The sequence below is a fragment of the Jeotgalibacillus sp. ET6 genome (genome assembly GCF_029667115.1).
Lineage (GTDB): Bacteria > Bacillota > Bacilli > Bacillales > Jeotgalibacillaceae > Jeotgalibacillus.
In genome coordinates this window covers 14,638-28,402 of sequence record NZ_JARUIU010000009.1, presented here as the reverse complement: position 1 = coordinate 28,402, position 13,765 = coordinate 14,638, and the positions used below count along the sequence as shown (strand labels likewise).

The 13,765-nt window shown below is 41.4% G+C and carries 13 protein-coding genes; 7 read left to right on the top strand and 6 right to left on the bottom strand.

The window, feature by feature from the left end:
* Positions 1–495 precede the first annotated feature (495 nt).
* A complete protein-coding gene (locus P6709_RS16685) occupies positions 496–1,365 on the top strand; it encodes a cation diffusion facilitator family transporter (protein WP_278242066.1) in 870 nt (289 codons plus the stop codon).
* A 24-nt stretch (positions 1,366–1,389) separates the two neighbouring features.
* On the opposite strand, the gene P6709_RS16680 is transcribed toward P6709_RS16685, so the two are convergent.
* Entirely contained in the window at positions 1,390–1,878 is a 489-nt protein-coding gene (locus P6709_RS16680; RefSeq protein ID WP_278242065.1) for an NUDIX hydrolase, read from the bottom strand.
* Positions 1,879–2,033: 155 nt separating this feature from the next.
* On the opposite strand from P6709_RS16680, the gene P6709_RS16675 reads away from it, so the two are divergent.
* The gene (locus P6709_RS16675) at positions 2,034–2,648 is read left to right on the top strand and encodes a DedA family protein (protein WP_278242064.1); all 615 of its coding nucleotides are present in this window, start codon (positions 2,034–2,036) and stop codon (positions 2,646–2,648) included.
* Positions 2,649–2,960: 312 nt separating this feature from the next.
* On the opposite strand, the gene P6709_RS16670 is transcribed toward P6709_RS16675, so the two are convergent.
* Together P6709_RS16670 and P6709_RS16665 are read right to left on the bottom strand one after the other, a co-directional pair.
* Positions 2,961–3,791: an undecaprenyl-diphosphate phosphatase gene (locus tag P6709_RS16670; RefSeq protein ID WP_278242063.1), complete on the bottom strand. Its 831-nt coding sequence runs from the start codon at positions 3,789–3,791 to the stop codon at positions 2,961–2,963.
* Positions 3,792–3,970: 179 nt separating this feature from the next.
* Positions 3,971–5,386, bottom strand: a complete 1,416-nt coding sequence (locus P6709_RS16665) for a SpoVR family protein (RefSeq protein WP_442905360.1) — start codon at positions 5,384–5,386, stop codon at positions 3,971–3,973.
* Positions 5,387–5,641: 255 nt separating this feature from the next.
* Here P6709_RS16665 and P6709_RS16660 point away from each other — a divergent pair, with 255 nt between their 5' ends.
* The gene (locus tag P6709_RS16660) at positions 5,642–5,878 is read left to right on the top strand and encodes a YhdB family protein (protein ID WP_278242062.1); all 237 of its coding nucleotides are present in this window, start codon (positions 5,642–5,644) and stop codon (positions 5,876–5,878) included.
* A gap of 201 nt (positions 5,879–6,079) precedes the next feature.
* Here the strand turns inward: P6709_RS16660 and P6709_RS16655 are convergent, their stop codons facing one another.
* Both P6709_RS16655 and P6709_RS16650 read right to left on the bottom strand, forming a co-directional pair.
* Positions 6,080–7,810 (bottom strand): phospho-sugar mutase, encoded by a 1,731-nt coding sequence (locus P6709_RS16655; protein ID WP_278242061.1) that lies wholly within the window; start codon positions 7,808–7,810, stop codon positions 6,080–6,082.
* Between the two features lie 520 nt (positions 7,811–8,330).
* Entirely contained in the window at positions 8,331–9,872 is a 1,542-nt protein-coding gene (locus P6709_RS16650) for a bifunctional GNAT family N-acetyltransferase/carbon-nitrogen hydrolase family protein (RefSeq protein WP_278242060.1), read from the bottom strand.
* 322 nt (positions 9,873–10,194) lie between these two features.
* On the opposite strand from P6709_RS16650, the gene P6709_RS16645 reads away from it, so the two are divergent.
* The 3 genes from P6709_RS16645 (at position 10,195) to P6709_RS16635 (ending at position 12,108) form a co-directional block, all read left to right on the top strand.
* Positions 10,195–10,623, top strand: a complete 429-nt coding sequence (locus P6709_RS16645) for a disulfide oxidoreductase (protein ID WP_278242059.1) — start codon at positions 10,195–10,197, stop codon at positions 10,621–10,623.
* Positions 10,623–11,096, top strand: a complete 474-nt coding sequence (locus tag P6709_RS16640) for a thioredoxin family protein (protein WP_278242058.1) — start codon at positions 10,623–10,625, stop codon at positions 11,094–11,096. The genes P6709_RS16645 and P6709_RS16640 overlap by 1 nt, the downstream gene beginning before the upstream one ends.
* A 106-nt stretch (positions 11,097–11,202) precedes the next feature.
* On the top strand, positions 11,203–12,108 hold the full coding sequence (locus tag P6709_RS16635) for an RluA family pseudouridine synthase (protein ID WP_278242057.1): 906 nt from the start codon (positions 11,203–11,205) through the stop codon (positions 12,106–12,108).
* A gap of 116 nt (positions 12,109–12,224) precedes the next feature.
* Here the strand turns inward: P6709_RS16635 and wrbA are convergent, their stop codons facing one another.
* Positions 12,225–12,836: an NAD(P)H:quinone oxidoreductase gene (gene wrbA, locus P6709_RS16630; protein ID WP_278242056.1), complete on the bottom strand. Its 612-nt coding sequence runs from the start codon at positions 12,834–12,836 to the stop codon at positions 12,225–12,227.
* Positions 12,837–13,063: 227 nt separating this feature from the next.
* Between wrbA and P6709_RS16625 the strand changes: the two genes are divergently transcribed.
* The gene (locus tag P6709_RS16625; protein WP_336619009.1) at positions 13,064–13,591 is read left to right on the top strand and encodes a flavodoxin family protein; all 528 of its coding nucleotides are present in this window, start codon (positions 13,064–13,066) and stop codon (positions 13,589–13,591) included.
* The last annotated feature ends 174 nt before the right edge of the window (positions 13,592–13,765 follow it).

The window sequence follows — 13,765 nt, the reverse complement described above, 5'->3', positions numbered from 1 at the left end:
ATAGAGAGCTTGGGACAAAAGTGTCTCAAGCTCTTTGACCGGTTCGCTGCGCTTCAGGCGGACGCTTTCCGCAGGGACGGCGCTGAGCCTTTTCGGGGCAAGGCCCTGTAAAGTCTCAGCTTGCCGTCAAATCCTGCAGGAGTCGCCACCTTCCGCTCCGCTCTCCTCTTACTATTGATAAATACTTCTTCATTCTTTACATTCTTTTGATTTTTGTCCCAGCCTCTTTTTCGACTGGTTCCCTATCTTTTCAGTTTATGGACTCTGGCTGGCTGAATCAGATGCCTGAGGGTGTACCATTCTCTCCTAGAATCTTTTACTTTTTAATTCCCCGATTATTCTGATTTCCTTTGCCTTCCCCCAACTTATTTCCCCGCTCACAATAAGCATGGGAACCCCCTACAACGTTGCTCTAGACCCAAATTGGTCACGTCTGATAATCTATTCTAAGGGAAATAATATAAGCATGCGAGAAAAGTACGTGGAGGCATTAATATGGATTTATACGAAAATTTAAAACGCGGTGAGCGCGGCGCAATGATCAGCATTGCGGCTTACCTCGTTCTTGCAGTCATAAAATTAGTTATCGGAATTCAAACGGGCTCAGAAGCGTTAAAAGCAGATGGACTGAATAACACGACTGATGTCATTGCTTCCGTTGCTGTATTGGTTGGCCTCCGTGTCTCAAGGAAACCGCCTGACCAGGACCATCATTACGGACATATGCGTGCTGAGTCCATCGCTTCATTTGCTGCAGCATTTATTATGACAGCCGTTGCATTTCAAGTGCTTACTCAGGCTGGCTCGATCATTCTCCAGGGAGGCCAGGATAATCCTCCAAGTCTGCTTGCCGCATGGGTGGCAATCGGCAGTGCCATATTTATGTACGGTGTTTACCGTTATAACCTCAAATTATCGAAAAGCATCAAAAGCTCCTCTCTTTTTGCTGCAGCCCAGGATAACCGGTCAGATGCACTTGTCAGTCTGGGGGCAGCCATTGGGATTATCGGCAGCTTTGCAGGGCTGACCTGGCTTGACCCATTAGCCGCTTTCCTGGTGGGCATCATCATCCTGAAAACTGCACTGGGCATTTTTAAGGATGCTATTCACACACTTACAGACGGATTTGATACGAATGAAGTGAAAGAAATTAAATCCAGTGTCAGAGAGATCCCAGGGGTGCGGAAAATTGAAGATTTTAAAGCACGCTCACACGGCAATGTTACGTTTATTGATTTGACCATTAAAGTGGACCCTGATTTAAATGTCATTGAAAGTCACGATATTTCAGAAGAAATCGAACATGCACTTCAAAACAACCGTCCGCACACTCAGGTTCACGTCCATATTGAACCGGACGTCTAATGCACAAAAAAGGAAGAAGAATGCTCATTCTTTTTCCTTTTTTTCATGTTCAGCCTGCATGGCTTTTAAATCTTCAGCAGAAGATCGAAGCATTGCTTTTACACGGGGGCTTATCCCTTCAGGTAATTCATTGGGCGGAAAAAACTCCACCTCTTCTCCTTCAATCCCATCTGCTTTCAGCTCTCCGCTAAGAATCTCTCTTGAATAGTACACAACAGTTACAGCATAAAACTCATCCTCATTTGGTAATTTTACATAATACTCTTTACCCGATAAGACTCCTATTAATTGAACACCGCCGATTGCAATGCCGGTTTCTTCTTTTACTTCTCTTCTTGCTGCATCCTCAGTTGATTCACCAAGTTCAATAAAACCTCCCGGGAGCCCCCACATCCCTTCGGTTCTTTTCTGTAATAAAATATTTCCTGAATCATTAAAAACAAGAACAGCCACCCCCACTAAATTTACCGGGTCATGTCCAATTTTTTTTCTTAAATGATGAATATAAGACATAGAATCCTGCCTCCTTTAAGTATTTGTCTTTGTTCTAACCATTTACCTCCTATAATAAATATAAACGGTGAATACATAAAATTAAAATGATACAATATTTAGGATTACACAAAATGACAATGATCGTTATCAAGTAAGATTTGGAGAGTGAATGTATGCAGGAATGGGTTATGTCGTTTATGGAGCAATACGGGTATTTCGGAATCTTTCTCATGATTGCACTTGAAAATCTTTTTCCTCCTATTCCTTCAGAAGTGATCCTCCCTTTTGGCGGATTTATGACTACCACTACTGACCTAACCGTTACGGGGGTTATCATTGCATCTACTGCAGGATCTGTCGCGGGAGCTGTCATTCTTTACGGGGTTGGACTTCTTGTCGATGTGGAACGGCTGGAAAAAATCATTGAGCGATATGGAAACATTTTAAGAGTAAAAAAAGAGGATTTGCATAGAGCAGATGCATGGTTTGACCGATATGGCGTATGGACTGTTTTCTTTTGCAGAATGGTGCCTCTTATCAGGAGTCTGATTTCAATTCCAGCGGGTATGTCCAATATGCCGTTTGTATTATTTTTAATCTTCACAACACTTGGCACCATCATTTGGAATACCATTTTAGTCGTGGTGGGAGCTCAATTGGGAGACTCGTGGGAAGAAATTTTGGGTTTCATGGACGTCTACTCAACGATTGCATACGCAGTTCTCGGAGCAGCAGCTGTTCTCTTCATCTTCTGGTACAGCAAAAAAAGGAAGAAGCACAAAAACTAACGATTAGTGATTTGTAACGGATAACGAAGAAGACAGACTGGGACAGAACTAAAAGAAGGTTAAAAATGATGCAGTATCTATCAATAGATGAGGTGAGCGGAGCGGAAGGTGGCGACTCCAGCAGGATATGACGGCTGCTTGAGACTTCGCTGGGCGGGGCACAAGAAGGCTCAGAGCCGTCCCTGCGGAAAGCGTCCCCCTGAAGTGCAGTGAACCGGTCAAGGAGCCTGAGACACTTATGTCCCAGACTCCTTTTGCACGTATCAAAGATTAGATGGGAACGATTCATACAAATATCGACCCGATTACAAGTTAAAAATAAACAATATAAATCAAAATACCGCTTAACACCAGGCGGTAAATCGCAAAGGGGATTAGTTTGATCCGGCTGATCATCGCAAGGAAAAAGCGTATAGATAATAAAGCAAATAAAAAGGCGCTTACGAAGCCTGCTATGAAAAATGGCAGTGCATCTATAGAAAGATAAGACCAGTTCTTAACTAAAGACAAGCCGCTTGCTCCGAGCATAATTGGTACAGCCATGATAAATGTAAAATCTGCTGAAGCGCGGTGACTGATGCCGAGAATAACGCCGCCGGAAATGGTGGAACCTGACCTTGAAAAGCCGGGCCACAGCGCAATACATTGAAACAGACCCATCAATAATGCCTGTCGGTACGTTATTTGATCAACTGTATGAGTTACTCGTTTTCCCTTATTATGAAGAATGTCTGCTGCGATCATTAAAAATGATCCGCCAATTAATCCGATCAATACCGTTTCAATTGAAAATAGATGCTCATCTATAAAATCTTCAAATAGAAAGCCCAGTATCACTGCAGGAAGCAAACCTGCTGCTACCATCTGCCATTTCAGCACAGGCGCACCAGCTTTAAATGTCTGTTTATTGACGTTTACAAGGTTAATCAGTCTTTCTTTAAAAACCACTACAACAGCTAAGATGGAGCCTAGCTGAACCACAATTTTAAATGTATTTGCCACATCCGGATTAAATAGTTCTTTTGATTTTAACCATAAATCATCAACAATAATCATGTGGCCTGTAGAAGAAACAGGTGCAAATTCAGTCAATCCTTCTACAATGCCTAATATAACTGCGACGACAATCGCCCACCAGTCCATTTGATCACCCTGCCATATTCAATTTTTGCTTCACCTCAGCTATGTACTCCTTTCTAGATGCTTTGGCTAGTATCATCTATAAAGACGGTATTGACTTAAGAAAAGTTACTCCCTGAAAACAAGAGAGAACCCAAAAGAAAAATTTTTCTTTCAGGTCCTAATCGTTTTTCAAGCACGAATTAAGATAAATGTTTGCGCTGCATCGTTCTTCCGTTATGCACAAAGCAAATGCTTTTGCCGTCTACCAATGTTTCAAGGTGCACCGTTTTTCCCCACAAGCGATGAATATGCGGCATCACTCTCTCAAGATAATCAATATCAAGCTCTGTTCCCTCGTACATATGCATTAAGTACAGTTCTCCATTTTTAAGATAATCTCCATCTTCTACTACAATGTATGGAAATCCTCCATTTACCCTTGAAGAAATCAGCTCGTCCCGAACACCTTCCCATTCTTTTCCAACGATTCTGTAATCTCTGCCGGCCTTCTGAAACAGGAACATATCCTCCTGCTCCACAAACTCCTTTGTTAAATAATTGCGGATAAAAGATTGATCGGATTCGATTTCTCTGACTTCAAAAATCTTTTCTCTCCCGCTATTCGGTTTGACGCCATTACGAATGGCTTCTTCATCCGGGTTATTCCACCGGTCCTCTATGTGTTCAAATAATTTTAACCCTAAATAATAAGGATTAATCTGTGTTTTTGATGGCTGCACTACATTTGCATTCAGCTTTGCAAATTCAATGGATTCCCCGCTTGTTAAATCCAGCTCCCTCATGATTTTCTGATGCCAGTAGGATGCCCAGCCTTCGTTCATGATTTTAGTTTCAAGCTGCGGCCAGAAGTAAAGCATTTCTTCACGGATCATCGTCATAATATCGCGCTGCCATTCTTCCAGTTCACGGCTGTATTGCTGAATAAAAAGCATCAGATCTTTTTCAGGTGAAGGCGGGAACCTTTTTCTCCTGACTCTGGATCGGTTAATTGGTTTAGGCGATGACTCCATATTCCAAAGATCGTCATATGGGGACTTTTTTGAATCTCTTTCTTCAATTTCCCACTCATCAACCTTCCAGTCAAATGAAGCCTTAGAAAAAGAAGGATCCACATGTTCTTCAATGGCCAGCACAGCGTCAAGAAATTCTTCGACCTCATGTTTGCCAACTTCCATTTCATATGCTCTGATTCTCTCGGCTGTGGCAGTCATACTATTAACCATATCCCGTTTCGTTTGACTGAACCGCACATTGTTTTTAAAAAAGTCGCAGTGCGCTAAAACATGGGCTACAATCAGTTTGTTTTGGATTAACGAATTGGTATCCAATAAAAATGCATAGCAAGGATTAGAATTTATCACTAATTCGTAAATTTTACTCAGTCCCAGATCATATTGCAGCTTCATCTTATGATATTGCTTTCCAAAGCTCCAATGGGAAAAACGGATAGGCATTCCGTAAGCACCAAACGTATACAAAATAGATGCAGGGCAAATTTCATATCTCATTGGAAAAAAATCAAGTCCAAATCCTTTTGCGACTTCGGTTATTTCATCGATTGCTCTTATGAGGTCTTTGTCACTCACAGTCATCACGTCCCTTCCCTCCTTAAAATATATGTTGGAAGTAAAAGTTCATGATTGTTGGTTTATTGATTCTCTATACTGGGAGTCATTGGGTACTAGAAGAAATTTCATCCATTGAAAAGCTTAAATAGTCCGTTGAACTATAGTAAAACAAGTAAACACCGTCCAGACACTCCATATTTTCACTTGTTTTTTTCAGAACAAATTCCTGCTTTTCAGCACATACTAATGGTAACTTCTCTGAAAGGAGGATGGACAGTAGACATGAACAATGACTATGACCGCACCTTGCTTTATTTGTACCGCCATTCATGGGATGACATGCTGATTTTAATGGTTCGCACGAAGGATGATCTGCTATCCAGAAAAATTAAACTTTTGTTAAAAGGGATCCACTACCCTCAACCTCAGGAAACCACTGCTTATCATTACACAGAGTTATTCCGCTACGCTGAATTTTGTGCTTCAAAATTCAGGTCGCCTGTTGTCAGCGTTCTATAAAAAAAGCCGCCACCCATTGAAGAAGTTCGTTTTAGTCTAAACACTAAAATTTCTTGTAAATGAGTGGAGGGCTGTATTTAATTTTAGCTTCTATTCCTCAATTTATGTAACTGATGGTTAATGCTTATTTGCTTATATCAAACTAAAGACAGCCCCTGTTAACAAAGGCTGCCTAAGAACTTCTTTTACAATGGAGATGATTTATACCATTGAGTGAACTTTATCCATAAAGGATTCTTTTATTTGGGAAAGCTTTTTTTCACTGTCTTTAAGACTTGATCCGATTACGCTGAAATAAAATTTTACTTTCGGCTCCGTACCGCTTGGACGGATGCAAACCCATGAGCCATCCTCTAAAAAGTATTTCAATACATTCGAAGCTGGCAGTGAAATGTCCTCTTCTTTTCCTTTAGCCGTTATCAGTCGTTTTTGAGTTCCGTAATCTTCTTGAGAATGAACAGCAAGTCCAGCAATTTCCCTGATCGGATGCTCACGGAAACCGGTCAATATGGACTGAATTTTATCAGCTCCTTCTTTTCCTTTAAGTGTCAGCGACTCAAGACCTTCTTTGTAATAGCCGTGCGTTTCAAATAAGGACAATAAAACCTCATACAGTGTATGTCCCTGCTGTTTATGAAAGGCTGCTGCTTCTACTGCTAAAAGAGCTGCCTGCACTGCATCTTTATCACGGGCAAAATCTTTGACCAGATAGCCATAGCTTTCTTCATATCCGAATAAAAAAGTATGCTCGCCGGTTTTTTCATACATCTTGATTTTTTCTCCAATGAACTTAAAACCAGTCAGAACATCTTCTGTCGTCGCACCATAATGCTCTGCTATTTTTCGACCGATTTCAGAGGTAACAATTGTCTTAAACACTCTTCCATTTTGAGGAAGATTTCCTTTTTCACTTTTCCGGCCAAGCAGGTAATTAAGCAAAAGCGCCCCTGTTTGATTTCCGGTCAATAATACATATTCATCATCCGGTCCTTTAACAGCTAAACCTAAGCGGTCTCCATCAGGATCTGCCGTGATTAATAGGTCTGCCCCTATTTCTTTTCCATCTCTGATCGCATATTCAAAGGCCCCGGGTTCTTCCGGATTTGGAGAAGCGACAGTTGGAAACTCTGAATCCGGCTCTTCCTGCTCTTTTACGATATGAATATGTTTATATCCGAGCGCTTTAAGACCGCGCTGAACCATTTCATTTGATGCTCCATGCAAAGGAGAAAACACAACTTTTAAATCGGATTCCTTTGCTAATTGAGGCTTTTCAGAAACGGTTATAAGATGTTCTACATATGAGTCATCCACAGAAGATGAAATCATTTCGATTAAGCCCGATTCCTTCAATTCATCGATGGATTTCACTTGAATATCAAGCTCATTATCAATCGCATTTATTTCTTCAATAACAGCATCTGCATCTGCTAAATTAAGCTGGGCGCCATCTTCACCGTAAACTTTAAATCCATTGTATTCAGGAGGATTGTGGCTCGCTGTGATCATGCCTCCCATGTATGTATGTAAAGATCTCACAGCAAAGGACAGCTGCGGAGTCGAGCGCAGCGACTCAAACACATAGGTCTGAATACCATGTGAAGCAAGAGTCCGTGCAATTTCAAGAGAAAACTCAGGAGATTTCCTTCTGCAGTCATAAGCCAAAACTACCCCTCTTTTAACCGCATCAGGACCTTTCTTCTCTATATAGCGGGCCAATCCTTCCGCTGCCTTTCGGACGGTATAAAGATTCATCCGGTTTGTGCCTGCACCAATCTCTCCGCGCATGCCGCCAGTGCCGAATTCAAGGTTTTTATAAAATGCGTCTTCTTTTCCTTTTTCATTATCCTTCATTTGCTCCAGTTCAGAAAAAACCTCTTCGTCCAGCTGATCAAATGAAAACCATTTTTCATACGATTGTTGATAGCTCATAGTATACCTCCTCCAGTTTTAACTAAGGACACGCCTCGGTTTAATTGTATCATGAACCAGGTTTAGAATTGACGCAGAACCACATGCCGCGAGAAAAAATATGAAAAGCACACAGACAGTAATAACGAATGCTGCCGCCATTTATATGGAAGCTGTTTTGAAGACTGTACAAACCAATACCCAATTTTTACATGAAGTATACCTTGGCCGTCTAAACTTTCTTTATATGTTTAAATCATAAATAAGAAAATAAAGAGCTTGGGACATAAGTGTCTCAAGCTCTACGACCGGTTCACTTCGCTTCAGGCGGACGCTTTCCGCAGGTACGGCGCTGAGCCTTTTCAGGGCCTTGCCCTGTAAAGTCTCAGCTTGCCGTCATATCCTGCAGGAGTCGCCACCTTCCGCTCCGCTCACCTACTACTAGTAATAAATATGTCCTCTTTTTTTAAACTTTTATGAGTTATGTCCCAGCCTCCGTAATGAGTGATGCTTTATCTTAAATCTTATAGCAGGCCAATGACTATTTTTTGTATTCTATATTGTAGATATCATGTCTTCTGTCCTTCAGCTGGCGAACCGTTCCGCTTTGCCGCTGACGGCGGAGAATTTCCAGGTCCACATCTCCAATCATCACCATTTCGAGATTTGGATCTGTTTCACCTACAATTCCGTCACGTGCAAATTCAAAATCAGATGGCGCAAAAATCCCGGACTGGGCGTATTGTATATCCATATTTTCTGTTTCAGGAAGATTGCCGACTGTCCCTGAAATAACGGTATAGATTTGATTTTCAACCGCTCTAGCCTGTGAGCAATAGCGCACACGCAGATAGCCTTGACGGTCTTCCGTACAGAACGGGGTAAAGATAATTTTTGCCCCTTTATCTGTGGCGATGCGGGCGAGCTCCGGAAATTCGATGTCATAACAGATCTGAATTGCGATTTTCCCGCAATCTGTATCAAACACCCGTACCTGATCGCCGGCACTTATTCCCCACCATTTTCGTTCATTCGGTGTAATATGCAGCTTGTACTGCTTTTCAATCGTCCCGTCTCTGCGGAATAAATACGCGATATTGTAGATTTCGTCGTCATCCTCTTTTACAAAGTGAGAGCCTCCGATTATATTTACATTGTAGCGAACTGCAAGATCGGTAAAGAGTTCAATATAATCTTCTGTATAATCTGTCAGTTTTCTAACCGCCATACTCGGAGATTTCTCATTTAAAAAGGACATCAGCTGAGTAGTAAAAATTTCCGGAAATACTACAAAATCAGAATGAGCATCTGAAGCTACATCCGTAAAATACTCCACCTGGTTTGCAAAGTCTGTAAAGGAATCAATTTGACGCATCATGTACTGAACCACACAAATCCGGACTGGGTGGCTCGTTTTAAAGTGACGCTTGGAATTTGGACGGTAATCCACATTGTTCCATTCCATCAAAGTAGCATATTTGTTTGATTGCTTATCATCCGGCAGATAATTCGGATTGATCCTCATCAAGGTAAATCCGTTTAAAAGCTGAAAGGATAGGACTGGATCATACACCTTATGCATCTGTACAGAATCTACATATTCCCTTGGAGACATTTCATCAGCATATTTATGAAAATTCGGGATGCGGCCTCCAATGATGATACTTTTCAGTTTGTACTCACGAGCCAGTTCGCGTCTTGCTTCGTACAATCTGTGTCCTACTTTCATGCGCCGGTATTCAGGATGCACCATAACTTCTATTCCATACAGGTTATATCCATCAGGATTATGATTGGTGATATAACCTTCGTCTGTAACATCGTCCCATGTGTGGCGGTCATCGTACTCGTCGAAGTTTATGATCAGGCTTGAGCAAGAACCAATAATTTCTCCGTCCAGTTCGGCAACAAGCTGCCCATCAGGAAATGTATCGAGATGGCTCTCAAGCTGTTCTATTTTCCATGGCTCCATACCCGGAAAACAAAGGCGCTGCATTTCAATTATTTTTTCTATATCAGGATGAATCATTGTTCGAATAATCATCTTTTTTTCAAACTGCGTTAAATCTAATTTCTCAGACATACTTCCCACTCCTTCACAACGTTTCATATCCCCTTTTTGCCTGGAACATAAACGCTTTATTACCCTTTCATATTATAGCTTGTGCAATTGCACTTTGGAATCGTTTTGCATTTAATCTTTATTTGTAAGAAAAGCTGGTTGAAACACGTTCATACTTTGAGTATGATGAAAATTGGTTACTTTAATTAACTGCCAAAGAATAGACAAATTTATAAAATAGTTGCCTCATTTTAGTAAGATCAGCTTGTCATATTCATCATTACCTTTTACAATCTTCATGAATCACCATTTAAATACGATTGAGAAGAAAAGAGGCATCAAAATGGAGAAAAAAACGGAGAATTTCCTTTTTACAGCTTGGGCTGCTTCTTTGGTAGCTGCAATGGGGTCTCTTTATTTTTCTGAAATAAGAGGGTATGAGCCATGTGAATTGTGCTGGTACCAAAGGATTTTTATGTACCCGATTGTCATTCTGCTTGCTGCGGCAATATACAGGAAGGATCCTAAAGCAGCCTTTTATTCTGCCTGTTTATCAGGAATCGGCGGACTTGTTTCGATCTATCATTATGGCATTCAAAAGCTTGATTTTCTGTCAGACAATGCTCCTGCCTGCGGAATGGTTCCATGTACGGGAGAATACATTAACTGGCTCGGGTTTATTACGATTCCATTTCTTGCATTAACCGCTTTTGCCATCATTTTTATTTTTAGCTTACTTATTTTAAAGCAGTTGAAAGGGGAAAAAGCCTGATGAAAAAAGTACTCATCTTCGGAGCAATCATTATTGTGATCTTTGCTTCTATTTTTATTATTACCAATATACAAAATGCCTCGAAAACCGAGGATAACCCGTATGGAAAAGAGGACTTAAGACAGTCAACAATTGATCTGCTGGATAACCCTAATTATGCAAATCAGATTTTACCGGATGAATTAGACGAAAGAATTTCAAGCGGTGAACCAACAACTGTTTATTTCTTCAGTCCTGAATGCCAGTATTGTCTGGAAACAACACCTATGCTAGCTCCTCTTGCTGAGGAAATGGACGTGGATATGGTACAAATGAATTTAATAGAATTTCGAGATCAATTTAACAAATATTCTATCCAGTCCACACCTACACTCGTTCATTTTGAAGACGGACAAGCCGTTGACGGAATTGTCGGTGCCGCAAGTGAAAGCGAGTATGAAGAGTTCTTTGAACGGAATGTTGTGAACGAGTAAAAAAGCTATTTATTTGGACCTGATCAGCACTGCCTCTTCTCTTCGGACGAAGAGGCTTTTTTAATAACAGGAAAGGAACTTATCTAAAACAAAGGAGCCAAATCACATGCATACTTCCTCATTCTCGATATCCGTGCCTGCTCAAACTGCAGGAAAAACAGTTGAAGAAGCACTTCGCAGCGAATGGAAATTCGGAAAAAAACAAATACACGCATGGCGCATGAATAAAGCAATTGATTTAAATGGAACATTAACAGAATGGAGAACGGTACTATCTCCAGGAGATCTGTTGACCATCCGGTTGGAGGAAGAGGAGAAACCCAGCTATCTGCCGGATCCAATCGATCTTTCTATTCTATATGAAGACGAGCATCTTTTAATTGCGAATAAGCCGCCTCACATAGATACGCACCCAAATCAGCCGGACGCTTCAGGCACCCTTGCAAACGGTGTGGTTCACTATCTCCGGCAAAAAGGGAAAACCGGGTATGCTCAGCCCATTCACCGGCTTGACCGGGATACAACGGGGACCATTATTTTTGCAAAGCATGCTGCTGTCAAGCCCTTGCTGGACCATGCATTGGAGCAGCGATCCATTAAACGCACATACTGGGCACATGTGCACGGAGATGTGTCGCATTCCAATGGTACGATTGATCAGCCAATTGGAAATGACCGTCATCACAATTCCAGAAAAAGAATATCACCAACCGGGCAAAAAGCGATTACGCATTTTAGAAAAATTCAATTCAATCAAAATCAGCAAACCTCCTGGCTCGAACTGCAGCTCGACACTGGCAGAACCCATCAGATACGCGTTCACTTATCTTCCATCGGACATCCGCTGGCAGGAGATACGCTATACGGGGGCAAAAAAACAATACATTTCCCTTTTCAAGCACTCCATGCGGTAAAAATCAGCTTCACCCACCCCTTTACTGCTCAAAATATAGTGATTGAGACCCCCGATCCGGTCAAACCGGGTCGATTTTATAAGCAGACAAGAAAATGAGCTTGGGACAAATTTGTCCCAAGCTCATTGATCAGTTCGCTGCTCTCCAGACGGACGCTTAACGCATCAACAGGAGTGTGAGCGAGCCCATCCGCTTTATTTCATAAGCTATCGTTTTATTTTGAACCGTTTACTACCATTTGCGCCACTTCAATAGTACGGCGGGCCTGATGTTTTACTGCTTCCTCTACGTCCTCAAGCATATTGCCATCCTGGTCCACAGTTACGCTTGTACCATACGGGTTGCCGCCTGAACTGAAGGTAACAGGATCTGAATAGCCTGGAGCCGCAATAATAGCACCCCAGTGCATCATCGACGTATAAAGTGAGAGGATCGTAGCTTCCTGTCCTCCATGAGAGTTCTGAGCAGAACTCATCGCACTCACGACCTTGTTCACAAGCTGACCGTTGAACCAAAGTCCCCCGGTAGTATCTAAAAACGCCCGTATTTGAGACGGTGCACTGCCGAATCTTGTCGGGGTGCTGAAAATAAATGCGTCAGCCCATTCAAGGTCATTTAATGTAACTTTTGGTACATCTTTTGTTTCTTCATAATGCTCTTTCCATGCCGGATTTGCTGCTATGGCCTGCTGGGGAGCAGTTTCTTCCGCTTTTAACACTTTTACCTCTGCACCTGCTTCACGCGCTGCTTCCTCGGCCCATTTCGCTAATTTGTAATTCGTTCCTGTGGAGCTGTAATAAATAATTGCCAATTTTACATTCGACATGCTTGACATCTCTCCCTCAAATTAAATTATTCAGAAAATATCGTTCTTTTTATAATCCCCCTTTGGATAGGTTTTAAACGGATAAGTATGCTTAATCTCACTCCATGAGAAGTTCAATTCCTGCATACTTCTCTACTTGGAACATAAAATAAATGAATTTGAATTTTGCTGCAGGTATAATGACCTTATTCGAAATTCATCATGAAAGGCTGGAGATTCCTATGAGTTTGCTAATAATAAGCGGCAGTTCAAGAGACAATGGAAATACAGAAATTTTAGCAGAAGGGGCAGCAAAAAATTACTCCGGTGAAGTGGAGTGGATTCATCTTCGCCGCCATACTGTCCATCAGATTACCGACCAGCGGCATTCTGAAAACGGATTTGCCCCTGTAGAAGATGATCATGCCGATTTAATTAAAAAAATGGTTCAGGCAGAAACCATTCTTTTCGCTACCCCTGTTTACTGGTATGGAATGAGCGGATATATGAAAACTTTTGTGGATCGGTGGTCACAGGCTCTCAGAGATCCTGACCTTGAATTTAAACAACAGATGAAAAATAAGCCAGTCTATGTATTGATATGCGGAGGAGATCGTGTAAACGTTAAAGGGATTCCACTCATCCTTCAATTTCAGCTTATCTGCGAATTTATGGAGATGGAACTTAAAAACTATTTTATAGGCGAAGCAAAAAAACCTGGAGACATGCTGAAGGAACACAATCAGCTTGCTCAAATGAAACAATTTTTCAAATAGATCGCAAACCATAAGATGTCCTGAAATTTCAGTGAAAAACTGAGATTTCAGGACATCTATTTTTGCTTAAACACTTTCTTTTGCGCCGAATCAATTTCTTGACTCATAATTTTATCTGTACTATAGTAGACACGATTTACTACTAACTAAAAGTAACTTGCTTACGGGAGGAAT